18 protein-coding genes are annotated in these 19,003 nt (G+C 41.5%); 5 read left to right on the top strand and 13 right to left on the bottom strand.

Annotated elements, in window-relative coordinates:
• Nucleotides 1-129: 129 nt before the first annotated feature.
• Genes EHR06_RS10780 through EHR06_RS10770 form a run of 3 tightly spaced genes read left to right on the top strand, consistent with a single transcriptional unit; the run spans nucleotide 130 to nucleotide 2,482 of the window.
• Complete coding sequence (locus EHR06_RS10780) at nucleotides 130-828, top strand: alpha/beta hydrolase (protein WP_167483182.1); 699 nt, start codon at nucleotides 130-132, stop codon at nucleotides 826-828.
• Nucleotides 825-1,538, top strand: coding sequence for a hypothetical protein (locus EHR06_RS10775; RefSeq protein WP_135756997.1), 714 nt, complete (start codon nucleotides 825-827; stop codon nucleotides 1,536-1,538). The genes EHR06_RS10780 and EHR06_RS10775 overlap by 4 nt, the downstream gene beginning before the upstream one ends.
• 5 nt (nucleotides 1,539-1,543) lie before the next feature.
• Nucleotides 1,544-2,482 (top strand): DUF1554 domain-containing protein, encoded by a 939-nt coding sequence (locus EHR06_RS10770; RefSeq protein WP_135756996.1) that lies wholly within the window; start codon nucleotides 1,544-1,546, stop codon nucleotides 2,480-2,482.
• A 20-nt stretch (nucleotides 2,483-2,502) separates the two neighbouring features.
• Here EHR06_RS10770 and EHR06_RS10765 read toward each other — a convergent pair whose 3' ends face one another.
• From EHR06_RS10765 to EHR06_RS10740, 6 genes are all read right to left on the bottom strand, one after another.
• A complete protein-coding gene (locus EHR06_RS10765; RefSeq protein ID WP_135756995.1) occupies nucleotides 2,503-3,222 on the bottom strand; it encodes a phosphate signaling complex PhoU family protein in 720 nt (239 codons plus the stop codon).
• 54 nt (nucleotides 3,223-3,276) lie between these two features.
• Nucleotides 3,277-3,693, bottom strand: a complete 417-nt coding sequence (locus EHR06_RS10760) for an MAPEG family protein (protein WP_135756994.1) — start codon at nucleotides 3,691-3,693, stop codon at nucleotides 3,277-3,279.
• Between the two features lie 117 nt (nucleotides 3,694-3,810).
• Nucleotides 3,811-5,082, bottom strand: coding sequence for an imelysin family protein (locus tag EHR06_RS10755; protein ID WP_135756993.1), 1,272 nt, complete (start codon nucleotides 5,080-5,082; stop codon nucleotides 3,811-3,813).
• A gap of 11 nt (nucleotides 5,083-5,093) precedes the next feature.
• Complete coding sequence (locus tag EHR06_RS10750; RefSeq protein WP_135757034.1) at nucleotides 5,094-6,677, bottom strand: di-heme oxidoreductase family protein; 1,584 nt, start codon at nucleotides 6,675-6,677, stop codon at nucleotides 5,094-5,096.
• A 65-nt stretch (nucleotides 6,678-6,742) separates the two neighbouring features.
• Complete coding sequence (locus EHR06_RS10745) at nucleotides 6,743-8,026, bottom strand: imelysin family protein (protein ID WP_135756992.1); 1,284 nt, start codon at nucleotides 8,024-8,026, stop codon at nucleotides 6,743-6,745.
• A gap of 335 nt (nucleotides 8,027-8,361) precedes the next feature.
• Nucleotides 8,362-9,363 carry a hypothetical protein gene (locus EHR06_RS10740; protein WP_135756991.1) on the bottom strand — a complete coding sequence of 334 codons (1,002 nt, stop codon included), beginning with the start codon at nucleotides 9,361-9,363 and terminating at the stop codon, nucleotides 8,362-8,364.
• Between the two features lie 143 nt (nucleotides 9,364-9,506).
• Here EHR06_RS10740 and EHR06_RS10735 point away from each other — a divergent pair, with 143 nt between their 5' ends.
• Complete coding sequence (locus tag EHR06_RS10735) at nucleotides 9,507-10,154, top strand: hypothetical protein (RefSeq protein WP_135756990.1); 648 nt, start codon at nucleotides 9,507-9,509, stop codon at nucleotides 10,152-10,154.
• Between the two features lies 1 nt (nucleotide 10,155).
• Here EHR06_RS10735 and EHR06_RS10730 read toward each other — a convergent pair whose 3' ends face one another.
• From EHR06_RS10730 to EHR06_RS10705, 6 genes are all read right to left on the bottom strand, one after another.
• Nucleotides 10,156-11,397, bottom strand: a complete 1,242-nt coding sequence (locus tag EHR06_RS10730; protein ID WP_135756989.1) for a TCR/Tet family MFS transporter — start codon at nucleotides 11,395-11,397, stop codon at nucleotides 10,156-10,158.
• Nucleotides 11,398-11,451: 54 nt separating this feature from the next.
• On the bottom strand, nucleotides 11,452-13,491 hold the full coding sequence (locus EHR06_RS10725) for a PP2C family protein-serine/threonine phosphatase (RefSeq protein WP_135756988.1): 2,040 nt from the start codon (nucleotides 13,489-13,491) through the stop codon (nucleotides 11,452-11,454).
• Between the two features lie 33 nt (nucleotides 13,492-13,524).
• Nucleotides 13,525-14,478: a glycerophosphodiester phosphodiesterase gene (locus EHR06_RS10720; protein WP_135756987.1), complete on the bottom strand. Its 954-nt coding sequence runs from the start codon at nucleotides 14,476-14,478 to the stop codon at nucleotides 13,525-13,527.
• An 8-nt stretch (nucleotides 14,479-14,486) separates the two neighbouring features.
• Nucleotides 14,487-15,206 (bottom strand): MIP/aquaporin family protein, encoded by a 720-nt coding sequence (locus tag EHR06_RS10715; RefSeq protein ID WP_135756986.1) that lies wholly within the window; start codon nucleotides 15,204-15,206, stop codon nucleotides 14,487-14,489.
• Between the two features lie 7 nt (nucleotides 15,207-15,213).
• Nucleotides 15,214-15,954 (bottom strand): SDR family NAD(P)-dependent oxidoreductase, encoded by a 741-nt coding sequence (locus tag EHR06_RS10710; protein ID WP_135625800.1) that lies wholly within the window; start codon nucleotides 15,952-15,954, stop codon nucleotides 15,214-15,216.
• Between the two features lie 136 nt (nucleotides 15,955-16,090).
• Nucleotides 16,091-16,534 carry a MarR family transcriptional regulator gene (locus tag EHR06_RS10705; protein WP_279633355.1) on the bottom strand — a complete coding sequence of 148 codons (444 nt, stop codon included), beginning with the start codon at nucleotides 16,532-16,534 and terminating at the stop codon, nucleotides 16,091-16,093.
• Nucleotides 16,535-16,659: 125 nt separating this feature from the next.
• Between EHR06_RS10705 and EHR06_RS19135 the strand changes: the two genes are divergently transcribed.
• Entirely contained in the window at nucleotides 16,660-16,824 is a 165-nt protein-coding gene (locus tag EHR06_RS19135) for a hypothetical protein (protein ID WP_167492290.1), read from the top strand.
• Between the two features lie 137 nt (nucleotides 16,825-16,961).
• Here the strand turns inward: EHR06_RS19135 and EHR06_RS10700 are convergent, their stop codons facing one another.
• The gene (locus tag EHR06_RS10700; RefSeq protein WP_135756984.1) at nucleotides 16,962-18,896 is read right to left on the bottom strand and encodes a ricin-type beta-trefoil lectin domain protein; all 1,935 of its coding nucleotides are present in this window, start codon (nucleotides 18,894-18,896) and stop codon (nucleotides 16,962-16,964) included.
• Nucleotides 18,897-19,003 lie beyond the last annotated feature (107 nt).

Raw genomic sequence — 19,003 nt, 5'->3', positions numbered from 1 at the left:
ATTAAATTTTAATGAAATACCTTTGAAAATTCTAATATTTTCTTCGGTTATTAGGATTTACGATTAGATCCTATAAAAGTGTTCCGGAATGGTATTGCCAATTTCAAGACCTTCCCTTACAAGGAAACCATGTATGATATCCCGCTCGTCCAATTAGGTCCTGTTAAAGCCGCTCGAATTCCAGGCGATCCACAAGGTCCTTACGTCATCTTTATGCATGGTTACGGTGCAAACGCATTCGATCTTCTTCCTTTATATTCTTATATGGACGTTCCCGAGGGAACAAATTTTATTTTTCCGGATGGGATCTTAGAAGTCCCGATCGCGCCGGGTTATAATGGTAAGGCTTGGTTCCCTATCGATATGGAGGCGTTGCAAAGAGCCATGGTTGCGGGAGGCTCTCGCGAACTTTTTGAACGTTATCCGGCCGGTCTGGCAGAGGCGAAACAAAAGGTAGAAGAGATGATCCAGGCCTTGGATGTTCCAATGGATCGTATTATCTTGGGTGGTTTTTCTCAAGGGTCCATGCTTGCGACCGAGATTACTCTCAAGGCAGAGAAAAAGCCCAAAGGTCTTGTCATTCTGTCGGGAACTTTGCTGGATGAGACTCATTGGTCTCAGTATGCGAAACAAACTCCCGGCTATAAATTTTTTCAAAGTCATGGTAGAATGGACCCTGTGCTCGGTTATCCTGCCGCGAAAAGATTGGAAACAGTGTTAAAAGACGCGGGCTGGGTAGGTGAGTTACTGGCATTTCCGGGTGGACATGAAATCCCGGAGATAGTATTACACGGTATGAACCGCTATTTGCGAGAACTGTTCGAATGACCTATCTTATAGAAAAATACGTAGCCCTTAAAAACAAATACCGCAACTACGATACCAAAGAAGCTTTAAGAAGAATGCAGGCTTGCCGCATCGCTTTAAAGGAATTGGAGGATAAGGGCTTTCGTACCGGCGTCGAAATTTTAGGTTCGATCAATTTCGGGATCGTAGAACCTTCCTCGGATATCGATTGTATTTTATTACATTATTGTGATTTACATAAGGACCAAGAATGTCCCGAATATTGTCCTAATTTTTTATACGAGTCCGAAGAGATCAAAGCTAGTCTTCGCAGAAGATTGAAGAATGAAAATCTAAAGATCGAATTTTTAGACTGTATCAATCTCAGAATGGTAGAGAGAGCCCTTGATACGGGTAATTGGAAGGATCACGAAGTTCTTCGCAGGCTTTTATTTTATAGAACTATCGGCCGCCCTGTGAATAGACCTCTTTTTATTCCTTATGCGGAGAAGTTGGAAGAAAATGAGGAATATATCCGAGACATTTTGGAATGGGGCTCGGAAGCTTTAAGCGTTTATCTTGGAACTTCAAGACATAGATTTTCTTTTAGTAAGTATAACGAAAGGATAGAAAGTTCCGGACTTCAACTCCCTCACGGCCTAAAAGAAGAATTAGAGAGTTATTTGGAACAGGGAGAAGGTTTTGGATCCAATAATGGTGCGGAGTCTTCTCGTTTTAAGGATCCGGTTTAAGTTTTATGTATACAAAGCGGGTCTCTTTACTCTTTGCAATCTGCCTTTCGGTTTTTCAGGCATCCTGCGCAATTAGATCCGAAAATCCCGGAGACCCGAATACACAAGAATATTATGAAAATGCGATTATCAATTGTTTTATCACAGGATGCGATAAAGAGCTTATTATTACCGGAGGAAATTCTCTGCCTGAAGGAGGCTCTTTAGTCCTATCGATTTCTTTAGTCCATAAACCTGATACTTCAGTGACTTACAATTTTTCCACAAGCAATTCTACGATCGCTCCTATTTCTCCCGGAACGATGACATTTACTCCCTCCAATTATAATATTCCTCAAAGTTTGACTATAACGGGAGCGTCGGATGATTCGGATTCTACCGACAATTCTATCGTGATCTCCATTCTTACTCCTAGTTCGGAGACTATACCTTATTCTATATTACAAAAGGATAATGATAAATTCTTATTTGCAACTCCGGTTTCTTATGCTGGAAATTTCGCCGTTGGGGGTTTGGGGGACTTTGTTTGTCAGAATGAGGCGAATAACCTCTTTGGCAGCGGACTTCCTTCAGGTACTTACAAAACTTTTGCAGTCGCAGGGACTTGGAGAAGGGCAATGCCTTCTAAGATCGATTGGATTTTACTGCCGAATAAAGAATATATAGATTTTGCAGGCGGTACTTTCGTAAAAGCATTCGCAACGGATGCGAATGCTTTATTCGCTTTTAGTACTGGAAGTGGGATAAGTGCGACATCCGCAGGATACTGGACCGGTCTGCAGACGGATTGGTCTACTGCAAATACATGCCAAGGCTGGACTTCCAGTTCAGGTTCGTTCCAAGGAAATTTTGCAGGGAACTCGGATCCGACTGTAGGAGGAATATCTACAGGGACTCCTGATTTCTGTAATGTAACTAAGTCCTTGGTTTGTGTTCAGCAATAATTCAATTTTTATAATATAGATCAGGAAGCTTTACTTTTTTCGGTGACCTGAACGGGATCGGAAAGATGGCGAATGTCCATGCCCGTATTTAGTCGGACCAACTCTTCTGCGATGTTTACCGCATAGTCTCCGGCTCTTTCTATCCCTAATATCATCCTATATAGATCTGCGAATTGGTTTTTATCGAGTCTAGGATCCAGCACGAACTTTAAGAATGCTGCATGACATAGATTGTTCAGTTCTTCTTCTACGGTATGCACCGAACCATAAAATCTATTTTTCTCTTCTACCAAGGACTCTACCGCCATCCCTACAAGAGTGACAACCCTTGAGAGCATCTTATCTAAAATTTCTTCCTGTCTGAAAAATCCTTTAGGAAGAAGTCCTCTTCTATAGCAGGTGGCACAGTTTACGATCTGGTCTCCCATCCTTTCTAAACTTCTGTTGATACGAATGGAAGAAAGTGCAAATCTAAGCGGGTCTTTTTTGAGTATAACTTCTCCATCGATTTGGTCCATCCCGAGTAAGTTACGGTTTGCGATCGCTTCTAAGATCGCATTTTGAGAGAGGTTATCGTTTTGTTTTTCCAAACTATCGATCAGATCGTCTCTTTCGATTACTTGTTTGGCAAGATCAGGATTTTCCTGTTCGATCGCGTCGTCCAAGATCAGGACCTGCTCCAAACACAGCTCCGCCATTGCATAAAGATTTTTGCGTAGATAATCGAACTTGGAGGCCATGTATCTCCGAAGGTTAACCTCGGATGTACATGACGGTCAAGAGGTTTTTTGAAATTATAGAATGGAACGTACTAATATCACTAACATCGCAGTGAAACAAAGATATTGGATTATAAATCCGGTAAATCTTACGTTCACATTCCAAACTCCGCCTCCGCTTAAATGAGCGCTTGTTTGCAGCACTCTTGCTCCGAATACGATCCAAGCTAAAAGATCGAAAGTATCGTTTTGGTATCCTGAAAGTATAAAGGTTAAAACTAAAACTGCAAAAACTGGAAGACCTTCTACGCAGTTTAAATGAGCTCTGTGGATCCTCCAATACAGATCGGAACCGTGTTGTATCCATGCAGGGAACTCATTTGATTTTTTGGTGCCTGCCAATACTTGTGCAGTTCTAAAAGATACTACGACGAGTACGAGTAGAATGGTCCAGGCGGTAAAAGCGATTAATGGAAATAGAGAACTAAACATAGTCCGATAGAGAAAAGTCTAACGGGGCAATTGGCAAGACAAATTTGATGACAGAATGGAATACTAATATATATCGTTTTTATCTCAAACAATATACATTAGTATTTTATAAAAGGATCAGTCCCCGTCGTTGGAAGAAGGAAGATTAGGAACTCCTAAAACGGAAAACGCATCGATCGTCATCAGGTTCTTTAAGATCTTTGCCTGATCCCAGATCGGTTTTACATATGTGGTGACACTTGTACCGTTCATAGTGGTTCCATCCGCATCGATCTCGGCATAAAGGTCGGCAGTAGCACTGATCTTCGCATTAAGCATATTCTTAAAGTTTGTGATCTCAGCTTGGATATCATCATCCAAAGAAGAGTTCTGTGCTCTGACTAATTTAGACATAGAGCTGATCTTTGGGTCCGCAGGATCTCCTAAATAAGCGAATTCTATACCTAATAAATTATCTCTCAGATCTTTATAAGCAACCCTTGAATAGATCGCTTCCAAAAATACAGGATCAGGCTTTTGTAATTTTCCGGCGCCGGAACAAGACACACTTAAACAAGCTGCATTTCCGAGTTTATTATCTTGGATTTGGTTCACTAAATTTCCGAGAGATTGGATATAAATATCGAAAGCTTCTCCCTGAGAACGGAATTGGATCCCTGTTCCGGTGGTATATTCGTTCAGAAAATTTCCGCCCGTAGGAAGCCATTTATTATATAAATCTAATGCGTCTTGATTAATTACCTGGGCGAGGGCTAAGATATAATCTCTTCTTCGCGGACCGGGCGCACTGGAGTCCGCGTTTGCAGTATTGATACTGGGATTTGAATCGATCGTAGTTCTACTCAAATCGGAGTCGAAAAGTAGGATCTCAAGAGATTCGATCCCTTTATATTTGGGCGGGCAAGCTGTTAGGTTTGTTTTATTAAGAGTTGTATTGGTAGCAGTACAAACAGAGGGCACAACGCCTGTTATGATCTGATTTACCAAGTTGCTGCTTGGCCTTGCGCCGGATTTTATAAATCCGTCCATCTTAGTATAATACTCAGTCGGATTCCCAGCAGGTCCAAAGTAGTAAGGTTCTACTTTTTTTAAGGAAACTCTAACCTGGTCCCAAGCAGTCTGCAGGGCGAGTAGATTCGGTTCTGTAGTGTTTCCGGAAGAAGTATAAGTAATCGCCGCTGCTTCTAATGCTGCCGTATCCGTAGTCAATTGTTCTAGACTAGGAATGATCACAAATTTACCCGTATGTTCCAAAAATGCGGAACTTCCCGGTCCGGCCGCCAAGAAGAGCAGAGGATCTTTGCCTCCGCCTCCGCAGGAAACTAAGGAAAGTGCTGAAATGAAGTATAAAGTTTTTCTAAATAAAGAATTAGATAATATGGATCTCATTGTCGATTCTCCTATAAAGATTCCAAAAATTTGATCAGTTTTTGCCTGTCTGTGGAAGATAGGTTTTGGAAACCGTTCCTTGCGGTATCGGCTTCTCCTCCATGCCATAGGATTGCTTCTTCTATCCCGTTCGCTCTTCCATCATGCATAAGTTTTAAATGTCCGTTTACTTGCTGGATCAAACCTAGGCCCCAAAGAGGAGGAGTTCTCCATTCTTGTCCGTCAGCATCAAAGTCCGGTCTTCCATCGGCAAGATCTGGACCCATATCATGCAGTAGTAGATCCGTATAAGGTTTGATGTATTGGTAAGAAAGTTCAGGAAGTCCCGGAACATTTCCAGTAAGAACAAGAGGTTTATGACATGCGTCACATTTTATGGATGAGAATAATACCTTTCCATCGATCACATCCTGATCGGATAAATTTCTTCTGGCAGGAACGGCGACCAGCTTGGTGTAGAAATTCACAGACTCTGCGATAGATGCGGTAATCTCAGGATCTTCCGTCCCGGAAGCGGCGGCTAAACATTGTGTCTGAGTGCTTGGGCAATTATCCGTAGAGAATAGAGGACTTGTGATCCCGATATCCCCTAAAAAAGCGCCTTGGTTTTGCTGGAATAAACTTGGCTCGTTTGCCTTCCAACCGAAACGTCCCATGACCTTTTTCTGGTTTTTGGCGTCCCAAACCATATTCACTTTTCCTGATATTCCATCCAAGTCCGAATCGGTCGGATCCGCCCAACCCAAAATAACGGATTCAGGAATTGCTTCTAACAGGCCCAAGCCCGGGATCATTGGGGCGGTTCTTGGGGAGAAATTAAAAGAAGAAGGTGCTCCTCCGAAATTCACATTCCAGCTAAAAGAATATACAGGAGTATTTAAGGTAACTGTTCCGCCTGACGTGTAATTTCTTACTACGGTTGCTCCGGTATAGGATACGGATGCGGATCCTTCCGGTGGAGTAAAGTTAGAGCCGGTGGTGCCGGTGCAATTAAAGTTAGAATCGTACGCTGAAGGCGAAGTGATAGGACTACATCCTATCCCTTTATGATTCAATTGAAGCCCGAAAGAATCCAAACCAACAGGTCCGCCTGTGGTAGGGTCTGAAATTCCTGCCTTGGAAAGTCGGATCAAAATTCCTACGGAGTTAAATAAGGTTCCGCTTGCTGGCGGCGCTCCTCTTCCGTCCCCTGCATGGCAATTTTGGCAAGAATTCGTATTAAAAGTCGGTCCTAAACCGGAGGAAGCGCTGTTACCTTCTGCCACCCAAGCTCTATTGAAGAAATTATTTCCGGTATTGAATTGTATTCCGTCGGAACTCAAGTTTACAACGGGAGTATCGAAAGCGGTAGGATTGGAAATAAATCGAGTTCCATATCCTCCAGAGAAAGCTTCTCCCGGATCCGGTGCGATACTTGTTTGGCTTGCGATCACTGCTATGATCCCGAGAGGATCTGTTCCTTCTTTTCCGCCGCAGTAAAAAAAGTTTAGAAGAATAAATATTAAGAACGGGATCGTTTTTTGGAAACGTCCCCGAGATGGATTCGGTTCCGGATTTTTTCCGGAACCGAAGTTTAGATTTTTATCACAGTTCATATTTTTATTTTTTTCGGAGGTTTTCACAGGAACCGAACCTGTAGAGTTCATTTAAAGACCTATCATTATGGAGCTACTGAGAATCCTATCGCAGCTGCTGCCGCAACAAAATCTCTGTTCAATGTAGAACCGATCAATCTTTGCACATTCACTAATAGACCGTGTTGGCTGTCCGCAGAAGAGATTGCTTGGTCGAATCTATGAGTTAAACTTCCAGCAGGGCAGCTGGTCGTATAGTTTGGATCCTGGGATTCAGTGTCGGAAAGATTGATGCAGAAAAGATTTCTGGAACTTTCGATCTCTGATTGGATAGAACCTTGTTGTTTAAAGCTTAATATAGCGGAAAGTCCCGGTCCTGTGCTAATGTTCACACCTTTTTGGATGCTGTAATTTCCGGTCCAGATATTCAATACACCTTGTGCATCATAGTAGAAGTCCGCTTTAGTAGTATCGCTGAAACAAGAATGTTCTTCTTCTTGGGTTTCTCCGATCACACCTGTAAGACGTTCTCCTCCCCATTCTCCCGCCATGAAGGAACCTAATCCTTGGAAGATACTTCCAACGGAAGTGTTTACATTCGCGGAGTCTAAGAAAGTTTCTCTAAAGTTTCCTGTTTGAGAAGGATCCCATTGTGCTTTGATCAAACCGAGATGAACAACTAGTCTGTCAGTGATTGTTTTTAAATAATGTCTACGTCTTGCACCGTTGGTAGTTGCATCGGCAAAGTAACTGGAATCTCTATCGCCTGCTCCGGTATCGCTGGTGTCTTTTCCCCAAAGTAAATATTCGATCGGATGATATCCAGTTAATACGATCTTATCGGCGTCACCTTCCGTGCCGATTGTAGGATCGCCAATCTTATCATAGATAGAAGAAAAGTTTGTAACGCTGTTACTACCGTTATTGATATAATTATCCACCGCATCTTCATCTAAAGGCCAAGCATTCAAAAGACCTTCACATTCTGAGGTATCACATGCGAGCACAGTGTCATTATCTATAGGACCGTTGCTGAAACGGAAACCTTCGGTGATCAAATAACTCGCGCGAGCTTTTACCCAAAGATTTTTGAGGTTGGTCAAATTTGCATCACTTGGTGTTCCGGTAGAATCAAAAGTAGTAACTGCAGCTGCTAAGTTTGACGCGTCTAATTCCGCTTGGGTATAGGACTCGAAAGCAAGTTCTGCATATCGATTTAAAAATTGAGGTTTAGTCGCGCTGGCTGGAATATCCAAACCTAAAAGCGCCGCGGCCGAATTATCGCTGCCTGGACCCCCGCAAGAAATCAGGGAACCGAACAGGGTAACACTGAACAGAATTGAAAATATTTTTGTCTGGATGTTCCGCATGGAAATCTCCTTAAAATTTGGGAAAAATCCCCGGTCCGGATAAAATCCGGCCGGGGCCAGAGATGAACTGTGGGGATGACTCCCTCCGGCTCCTGGGACAGGGACCGGCTTGATTTTGCAAGTGAGAATAAGTCTCAAAAAAAGTCAATAAGGATTTTTCCTCACTCAACATTCCATCTCAGGCCACCTCGGGAAATTTTTATCTAAAATCCCGTTTCGCTTCGGTTTATCCATAGGGAATAGTCCTTTTGGATTAAAAGAAACTGAGGCTGACTCTCAAAATTTTCGAGAAAGGGAACCTGGTCAATCCCAAAAAGGCCGGGAGTAAAAGATTGTTAAACTTCCGTCAATAAACCGTGAGAAGGGTCTTCAGTAAGTATTTCAAATGCTGCACTTCTGGCAGATCTTAAACGAAGGGGAGAAGTTTCCCCTTTTCTTTGGACCAAAACTTCTGCCCTTGCAATTTTACTGTTTAAACAAAACTTCCAGCCGCCTGGAGGATTCGCATAACGTAAGCAGGCGAAGTCTCTTTTATCAGCGTGAATTCTTCCTTCTATTTTTATTTCAGTAGAAGAAGCTTGGAATTTCCAATCGAAATAATGATAGTTCGCTCTTCCGAAAGAGGAGAATAAACCGTTCAGTGTATATTCTTCGCCGTGCAAACGTAAAACAATCGGAGTGACTGCAGGAGTCCAAAACGGACCTATCTTGATCTTTGCGGTTGCTAATTCGAGGAAGGAACCTTCTTCCCCGTCAAAACCTGAAACCTGTCCCCATGCGTATTGGTCGGTATGTTTAGGACCCCAATTATGATTTTGGCTGCCTTTCCAATCTTTTAGATCTATTTTATCATTTTCTAATTTTATAAATCCATTAAGTAGCAGAGAAGGTTTTCCGACCAGGACCTTTGCTTTTGGAAAGCCGCCTGAATATAGATCTTTAGGAAAAAGGAAAAGAGGTTTGTCTCCTCCGGAGAAGCCGAGGTCCCATTCTATATTTGTAGAACCTTGTTTATTTCCCGATTTACCTTTCAGCCCTTTATGGTCTTGGACAGAAGATCCTATCCGGACTTTAAATGGATCTCCTGAAAATTCGCATTCTGAGATAGGATATTCAGACTTGGAAACATAATGTTTTCCATTCTCTCCGTCGAAATAGATCGCCCATAATTCTCCTATAGAATCTTGAGTAGAATGTTTCGGAGAAAAAATAGTATAACGGATCCAAATCGCAAGAGGACGAGCAGGATGATTGCCTCTTACGAACCAACTCTCATAATGACCTGCATTCGAATCGGAACGAAATCTGGGAAAATCATAATCTTCGTCAATACTCATGCGGGAATGATTCGATCTTTCTCGATTAGGAGCAACTAGAATCCTTGAGTCGGCTAAAGATCCCGCTCAAAATTCTTCTTAAAAAATAATGTGAAAAGATTTATAGTGTCGACGAGTTTAGAGAGAATGAGAAAGATTTGAATATGGAGATCCCTTCCTATTCCCCTTCCACTTGGAGAGCCACAGTTGCCAAATATGCCGAGGAAATTCTTCGCATCGGCCACGATAAGTCCCCGTTCTGGATCACCGTTCGTACATTTGTTTCTGCAGCATGCGAGACTGACGATCCCGAACCTTTTTATGATGATCTTGACTCAGGTTTCAAAAGGGAATTAACAGAAGAGGATGAGGCTCGTTTGGACGAGGCATTGTCTTCCTTCTGGGACCAAGCAACGGCAGTTCTAATCGCAATTTCAGAAGCATACAGCGACGAAGACGAGGACAGAAGTGAGGAGATTACCGACGAGGCGATTTCCGGTTTACTGTCCGGACTGAACGATGCGGGCGTAAAAACGATGTCGGATGCGGAACTTCTGGAATTGGCGGTTCTGGTCCTGAATAGCAGATTAAATTTTCATAATGTTCCTGTTGAAGAGAATTTTTCTCTCAAAAGTTTGAATTCTATTCCGGATCTGGAAGAGAGAAGGATCTTGGAACCTTTCGTCACCTTCCTGATCGACGATTTTAAAACCGTAGAAGATAGGGAAGAAAGGTTCGCGCTGCTGATGCAGATCTTATTCGATACTTTGTGGGCTCTATTTTATCTAAGCCTGGAAGAAGACGAAGAATAGATCATTCTCCCGCCTTTTCTCCCACTCTTAGTTTTTCCTTTCTAAAAGAAATGATCGCGATCACTAAACTTAAGATCGCAAGGAAGGAACTTACTATAAACGGCGCTCCCGGAAAATAAGGCTGCATACCTTCTCTAGTAAAATAAGAAAAAACAAAACTCATAAGTAATGGGCCTAAAATAGAACTTAGGCTCATCATACTTCCCATAATTCCTTGGAACTCTCCCTGCTGAGTGGGAGAAACGTGATTGGAAATATAACCTTGGATTGCCGGGGTTGCGATAAAACAAAAGGAGAAGGGTACAAGCAGAGCATAAAGCATCCATTCTTCCCAAGCGAATGCGAATAATGCACTCATGACCACTCTTGCGAAAATCCCTATATAAGCCGAATTTTTTTGACCCAGTTTCGGAATGATGATCCTGAGTAATCCGCCCTGTACTACTGCAAGCGAGGCTCCTACTACTGCGAGAGAGAATCCGATCTTAGCAGCGGTCCATTGGAATTTGTTCATAGTGAAGTAAGACCAACTGGTTTCCATACAGTGGTTTGCTACGAATATTAGAAATAAAGAAAGTACTAGGCCGCTTAAAGGTCCAGGATAACGAAAAAATGCTACGATTGAACCGAACGGATTTGCCATCACCCAATTGAATTTTCTTCTGTTCTCTTCTAAAAGAGTTTCAGGCAAAACAAAATATCCATACACCCAGTTCAAAAGAGAAAGAGAAGAAGCCACCCAGAACGGTGCTCTCGGTCCGAATTCGGAAAATAAACCTCCGATGATCGGACCTATAATGAATCCCATTCCGAACGCCATTCCTACTAATCCTAAGTTTTGGGATCTTTTTTCAGGAGGACTTATATCTGCGATGATCGCGCCTGCTACTCCGTAACTTGCTCCTGTGATCCCTGCGATGATCCTCCCCACGAATAACCAAAATACGTTCGGAGCCAATGCTAAGAATGCGTAATCAATTCCTAATCCGAATAAGGAAGCGAGTAAGACGGGTCTTCTTCCGAATCTATCGCTTAAACCTCCGATGATAGGAGCAAAGAAAAATTGAGTGATCGCATAAGTGAAGGATAGAAGTCCACCGTAGACAGCTGCGGTGCTTAAGTTTCCCTGTAACATATCTTTTAAAAGATTGGGAACCACAGGGATGATGATACCGAAGCCGATAAAATCGATGAGTAATGTAAAAAGTAAAAATTGAAGTGCGGACTTTTTTTGGACTGTCATATTTTATATTTTCAGGTTTTGTATATGGAAACAAAATGAATCCTAAAATACAAATCAAACTCTTTCTATTGCGATCAGACTGATATCGTCTTGAGGTTGTGAATATCCTAACCAAAGATCCAAATCTTTCATGACTATATCCGGAATATTTTCGATAGGTTCATCCGAAAGTTCGGAGATCCGATCCCTAAGTCTGGACTCTCCCCAGGCTTCTCTTTTGGAATTGAATTGTTCGAATACTCCATCCGAAAAAAGGAACATCCTATCCCCATTGGAAAAATCCAATTCCTGGTTCTCGTAACTTTTTTTGTTTTTCAGACCTATAATAGCGCCTGTTCTTCTCAAATTCATAAGATTAGAAGAATGAACCAAAATCTGATCCGGATGTCCCGCAGATGCATAAACTAATCTGTTCTCTCTTGCATAAATATCCACGATGATAGAAGAGAATATGGTCCCCAAAGAAGAGAACTTTCTTTGGAATTTATCATCTAAAAGATCCAAACAGAATCCAGGATCTTTTGCTCCGAATTTGATCCCTTCGTATTCCGCTTTGATCGCCATAGTGACAAGCGCTGCCTGGACCCCATGTCCGGTTGCATCTGCAAGAAAGATACGATACACACCTGGAGAAACTTCGAAAATATCGTAAAAGTCCCCGCCCACTTCGTCTCTAGGAAGATATTTAACCGCGTATTTTAACTCTTTGTATGCTTCTACATTTTCCGGAAAAAGTTTTTTCTGTATTCTTTGAGCAACAAGTAAGTCTTTACGTATTCTTTCCAAAGAATGATTTAATTCGGAAGTTTTTTCACGGACCAAAACTTCTAAATTATCTTTTAGAATATTCAGTGCACTGTTTGTGATCCTAAGATTCTCACTTAGTATCTCGGATTTTCTGAATGCTCTTGCGATCCTTCTGGAAAGCACTAAAGACTGGGATAAAGTAAAGATTAGAAGTCCATAAGGAGAAAGATTGATCCCTCTCAGATTCAATTTATCCCAAAGTAGATCGATCCCTACTGTGATCCCGAACGCAAAAAATCCTGCGAGAAACAAGAGTGAATCTTCTCTTTTTTTCCAGACTCCTAAGCATACTGTAAACAGAACATAGAGTAGTCCGATCCCGGTTACTATTTGGAATGGACCTACTATCTTAGTAAAAAACCCGATCGGAAATAATAGAGTGATATCATAAGCGATCGCTAATACCCAGGCAGCAGCGGGAACCCAAGAAAATGTATCCTCTGGAAACAAAGAACGATGGAACATCAAAAAGATCGGAACTGCAGTATAGAAGGAGAAGAACTCTAATCTAAAAACGGACTCCCAAGGAAAATCGGGAAAAATTTCCAGGACAAGCCTATTACCGATCAGTGCGACTCTCAAAGTTAATAAAAACGTAAATAATGCAAAATAGAATGCAGACTTTTCTTTTCTTCTAAATAGAAAAAGCCCCGTATGATAAAGTCCTATAAGAAGAAGCCCACCAAACAAAAAAGATTCTCTGGATTGAGTGATTAACTTTTCCCTGTAAATCGCTTCTAAGGTTCCTAATTTCGGGACCTGCCAGAAACCTCCGAAATTATTGATCCAGTTAGATCCCTGAACTAAAATTTCAGTATTCGTTTTTTCTACCCTTAGAGGCAGATAAACGGATTTGATCTTAGGAATTTCAGAAGAAGGATCTAAACTAGGAGTGCCGGAAGAATATACCAATCTTCCGTTATAATATAATTTATAAGCGGATGCAAAGTCGGGCATCAATAGCCCGATCTCTTTTTTCAGATCATCTTCCGGGAAGACGATGGATAAACGGAAACTTGCTGCTCCTTCTCTCGGAAGTACTTTATCTCCTTTTTTAGTATCCTGCCAAGAATGAGGAACCGTTAACATGTCCCAGTTAGCTGTGGAGCTTTTTTCAGGAGAAATAAATTCTCCGTATAAAAATTGCCAGTTCCCATTTAATGGGATCAGTTCGGAGTGTTCCGCAAGATCCTGAGAGGAAATTTGTAACACTCCTTCTTGGATCGGTCCTGCTTCTAAAGAGAAACAAAACAAAAAACTAGAAAGAAGTATAAGAGACTGCTTCACTTCCCGTTAGGATAAGCAGAACCCAAAGCGTGTCTAATGTTTTTTGAGAACAGAATTCAATCGATCCGGATAATCTGTAATAATTCCGTCCACACCTGCTTCTATTAATCTTTCCATTTCTTTTGTATCGTTCACTGTCCATGGGATCACTTTAATTCCTAAAGAATGAGCCTTTGAAACGAATTCATCCGTTACATATAAAAAATAAGGAGAAATAATATCCGCTTTTAGTTCTTTAGTTTGATTTAAAACAAGTTCTCTTCTGGAATCACCGAACCCGAATTTCATTGCAGCACCTTGGGGATAGGTGAGTGAGAATAACGCAGACGTTTTGATCTTAGGATTTTTCTTTTTCACTAAGGAAATTGCAGGAAGATAAAAAGATTGGATTGTCGCACGATCCGTTACCTTTGCAGTTTCAATTGCTTTGATCAGAAGATTTACATGTGCCTCTAAAATTTCATTCGAGACTTTTGATTGCTCATCATTCGGGAATTTGGTCTCTATATTGAACTTAGGGATAATTTTTCTTTTTCCTGTTCTTTCCCAGGTTTGCACTTTTTCGAAAAATTCTTGGATGGTTAAAAGTTCCGTTCCAGGAACGGAGATCTGCTCAGGGAATTTAGGGTTCTTTTTGGTTCCGCAATCTAATTCTTTTAATTCTGAAAGAGTAAGTTCATAGATGGATCTTGAAACGATCTCTGATCCGTCTTTTTTAGAACATAATGCCGGATTGGATTCAGAATCATGGTGTATTATAATTTTCTGATCTTTGGTTAGAACAGTGTCAAACTCTATAGTGGTCATTCCTTGGGAGAGCGCTTCTTCGAATGCCGGCCAGGTGTTTTCCGGTTTTAGGCCTCTAGCTCCTCTATGGCCTTGTAGATCTAGATTCCCTTCAATAGGTTTGTTTCGAATTTGTTCTCCCGAACAAGAGAGGATCAAAAAGAATATTAAGAATGTTTGTTTAATATTAAATGATTTCATACTGCCAACTATAATAGTGTTTTTAAGAATATTCCGGCAAATACTCCGCCAGCTAAAGGCGCAAGAATGGGAAGCCACGCATATTTCCATCCTGAATTTCCTTTGTTCGCGATAGGAAGAATATAATGTGCTAACCTAGGTCCAAGATCTCTCGCCGGATTGATCGCATATCCGGTGGTTCCTCCCATAGAAAGTCCGATCACCCAAACCAGAAGACCCACGTATCCTACGCCGATCGGAGTGGTTACGTCTGCGATCTGAGGGGAGAAGATAGAATGTATCCCTAAGATCAATAAGAAGGTGCCTAAAAATTCACTAATAAAGTTAGAAGGAGGATTTGAGATTGCAGGATCCGTGGAGAATACGGCCAAAATTTTTCCCGAGTCCTTTGTCTCTTTCCAATGAGGAAGATAATGCAGATAAACAGCCACCGCTCCTAAGAACGCTCCCAAAAATTGTGCAGGAAGGTATATTGGAATTTTAGAATATTCTCCCGACTGGACAGCAAATGCCAAAGTAACTGCTGGATTTAAATGAGCATCCGCACTTCCGAATGCTTTGGCAGTAAAAACTCCCAAGATGACTGCGAATGCCCAAGCAGCGGTGATCACGATCCAACCGGAATCTTTTGCTTTAGATTTTTCTAATAAAACTCCGGCTACTACTCCGTCTCCTAAAAGTATGAGCACAAATGTGCCTAAAAATTCTCCAAAAAAAGGGGACGTCATCTATATATTACCTCATTTTTCCCATCAATTTAACTGTAGCCTTTCTTCCGATCAGCTTAGAAACTTTTACTAAAACTTTATTCGGAAGTCCTGAAACCACGGTAGGGGAACTTCTTTTTTTCAAAGCTGCCAAAGCATATTCCACCAAAGTTTCCGCGGATTGAGCGATTGCTTTTGGAAAATCTTTCGGATCTCCTCCTGCTCTTTCGAAAAAGTTGGAAACCGTTACTCCGGGACAAAGTCCCATAACATAAACTCCTCTTTTTCTTTGCTCATACCATAAGGACTCACTGAAAGAAGTTACGAATGCCTTGGTTGCAGAATATACACCTGAAGATGGCATTGGAACCAAACCCAGTGTAGAGGATATATTCATCAAAGAATCCCCAGATTGGGAATTTTTTAAGAAAGAATAAGATAAAGAAACAAGAGAATCAATATTAAGACGGGTCATCGCCTGTAATCTAGAAAGATCCGCCTTATTGAACGGTCCGTATACTCCGAACCCTGCATTATTTATTAATAAATCGTAATGGTTATCTTCTAATTCTTTTTGGATCTTTGCGGTTGATTTCGGATCCGATAGATCCGCGATGATGAATGTATGTCCTTTTCCGAGTTCATCTATCAGTTGTTTGAGTCTTGCTTCGTTTCTTGCAACTGCGGTGATCTTATAACCTTTTGCAGCTAATTGTTTAGCGAATTCTCTTCCGATCCCTTCGCTTGCTCCTGTAACTAAAGCTTTCATCCTTTCCTCCCCTAAAAATTCCGGAAATATACGGAATTCATTTAGTTCTAAAAGTTTTCGCAGAATTGTTCCGCAAGATCGGCTAGTTGAGCAAGCTTAAAAATATAGGCGGAATAGTAGAATCCTTCTAAAAGATTTATACATCCGGTCGGTTCTGTAGAAGTTTTTCTCTTTCTTCTTCCATGATCCGGATCGATTTGCGGTTATAATCCAGAATGATCTTTAATTCTTCGGCTGTATAACCGGAGAGTTGTTCCCAAACTGATTTCGCTAAACCTTCGAATAGGCTTCCTATCTTTTGCATAGCAGCCAAATCTTGGGTGAGAAAAATTCTCACCTTTCTCCTATCACTCGGATCATTTTTACGTTCTACCAGTCCCTTCTTCTCCAAACGATCGATGAGAGAAGTTACCGCACCAGTGCTAAGTCCCATGTTCTTAGAGATCTCTCCTGCGGTTTGAGGACCCTGTGTAAATAGAAAGTCTACACATTTGTGATCCGTAATATGCAGCCCAAGCCGATCCGCGATGGTCTGGTGGAACAAAATGGATACAGTGCTCAGGTTTTTGGAATCGGTCATAATAGATTCCATCAATTCGGACTTAGTTTTTGGGATTTTTTTGTCTTGCAATTATTTCGACCGTCTAATATCTCGATAATCAAGATAATTGACCATCGAGCTAATTCGATCTAAGGAGAACAAACATGGCAGAAAATAGCAAGAACGAAATTCCGGATTACCCTTGGTATTCTTGGGGATCTCCCATCGGCCTCGGAGTAGCTATGATCTCTCTTTCCGTTTCTTTTGCAGTGACAGCTTATTCTTTGGTTTCTAACTTCGTTGCGATCAAAGCTGCGTTCGGCGGATGATATGAATAAAAGAAAGCTAGGTAGGTTGTTGGATCAGGGATATAATCCTTACTCTGGCCTTGCCTAGTTTCGCTAAGAAAGGCCAGGACTGGATGTATCGTTACGAGGGAATCAAATAAGATTCCCCGTTTTCGAACTTAATACGATTTTTTCCAGAGTTGGTTGCTGGTATTTTTGAATTCCCATTGGCTCACTAAGGATCCACTGGAAGTTCCGTTTGCATCAACTGCATATAAAGAGTTGATCCTATTGCGGATACTATCTCCTACAAAGTCGAATCTCATATTGTTCATATCTTTACAATCCCAGAGAGCGATCTTTCCTCCGTTACGAGCTTCTCCACCATTATCCATACATTTATATGGATTCAGTTTGCTTCTGAGGAAACTATTGCTCGCATCGTAATACCATTTTTGAGCATCCGTACCGTTACAGTTATAAACTTGGATCCTTGCTCCATTGTCTGTGCTGCTCTTATTTACATCTAGACAAAGATTAGAAGCTTGGTTGACCAAAGCAAAGTAAGGAGTTTCATAATTTTTCTCCCAACGTTGGTTGTTTCCGCCATGCCAAGTCCACTGACTGACCAGGGAACCGCTGGTAGAACCGTTAGCATCTACAGCAATAGATTCGTTTTGTCTAACTCTCATAGAATCGTCGTAAAAATCGAATCTCATATTATCTATATTATCTCTACAATCCCAGAGAACTATCTTTCCTCCGTTCCAATTCTCCGCGCCATTATCCAAACATTTATCATTATTCAGTTTGCTTCTTAGATGACTTGTAGAATGTTCATAGAACCATTTTTGAGCGTTAGTATTGTTGCAATTCCAAACTTGGACACGAGTTCCGTTATCTGTTCCGCTGCTACTCACATCTAAACATAGATTGGATTGTTTACTTTTTAAAGTGAAGTATCTCGGTTCCAGATCGTTCACATCCATACATGCTTCGAAAGCATATTGAGAGAATTGAGGACCCGCAAAATCTACCATCGCAATATTGATACGTTGTCCCGATTTTTTAGCTTCTCTATCCAAGTCATAAACAAAACTTGCATGATCCAATTTATCATTGGTGAGATCTTGTATACTTCCCCAATAAGGAGGGAAAATGATCTGAGAAGCATTCGGAGTCAGGATCATTTGAGCTACGTAAAATTTACCTTCTCTATTGTCCTTGATACGAGCTCTAAGCGCTTTAATCAGATCTCCTTCACTTCCTGTATTCTGCCAATCGCTCTTCATTGTCTGGCCTTGGTTCCAATACCGTTCAGATAAGTCTGCGTAATTTCCGCCGCCCCAGATGAGGATTACGTTCTTATCTAGATCCCAAAGTTGGGAGAAGTTCACGGAATTTCCTAAACTACGAGGCGCCATTCTGGAACCTAAATAAGGAAGAACCAGTTGGTCTTTCAGTTCGTAATGTTCCGCATCGCTCATACTGTCCACGTTTTGGATATGAACGAATACGATCTCTTTTTTACGATTATTCACGAAACTGGAGATATGTTGGAAAACTTCCTGAGCGGAAACGGAAACGCTGGATCCGTGGTGGATCTTAAATTGCCCGCTGATCTTTTTGATCCTTAGATCGAAGTAACGATACCCGAGAGCCAATTGTTCTCCCACAGTGTATTCCTGAGTTTGGGAAATATTTTCGTCGATTCCCTGGATCCCGTACGTCCCTGAGTCATGTGTTCCTGGGATACAAATATTCCTGAGCTGAGTATTGGATCTGGATTGGTATCCGCTGCTCATCCAAGATTGTGGATCTATCTGTAATTTAGGGGCATAAACTGGAATTGGGCTTCTACTATTTTTGCCCTTGGTTCCGCCTCCCTCGAAAGGAATTCCGCTCGGTTGGTCCAAAGGAGCAGGAGTCAGGTATTCCGCCTTATAATTTATGTCTGCCGGGAGATTTCCCCCGGATTTACCGTTGGATTGGACTAAAAATAACAAAGAATCGTAGTTTGAGGAGGAATCTTTACATCCGGCTCCAATCAGGGACACAGCACAAATAAATGCGGCTGCGACGATTCGGGAGGAAAACACCTTGGAACTTTTCATTTTTTCACCATTCGTGATCTATTTTTCTGCATTATAAAAGTTTAATGCTTAACTCCGATATACGGAGTAGAAAAAGAAATACCTGGAACTTTTTCCCTGTCAACGTC

It is taken from the genome of Leptospira dzoumogneensis, assembly GCF_004770895.1.
Taxonomy (GTDB): Bacteria; Spirochaetota; Leptospiria; order Leptospirales; family Leptospiraceae; genus Leptospira_B; species Leptospira_B dzoumogneensis.
This window is presented reverse-complemented; position numbering and strand designations above follow the sequence as displayed.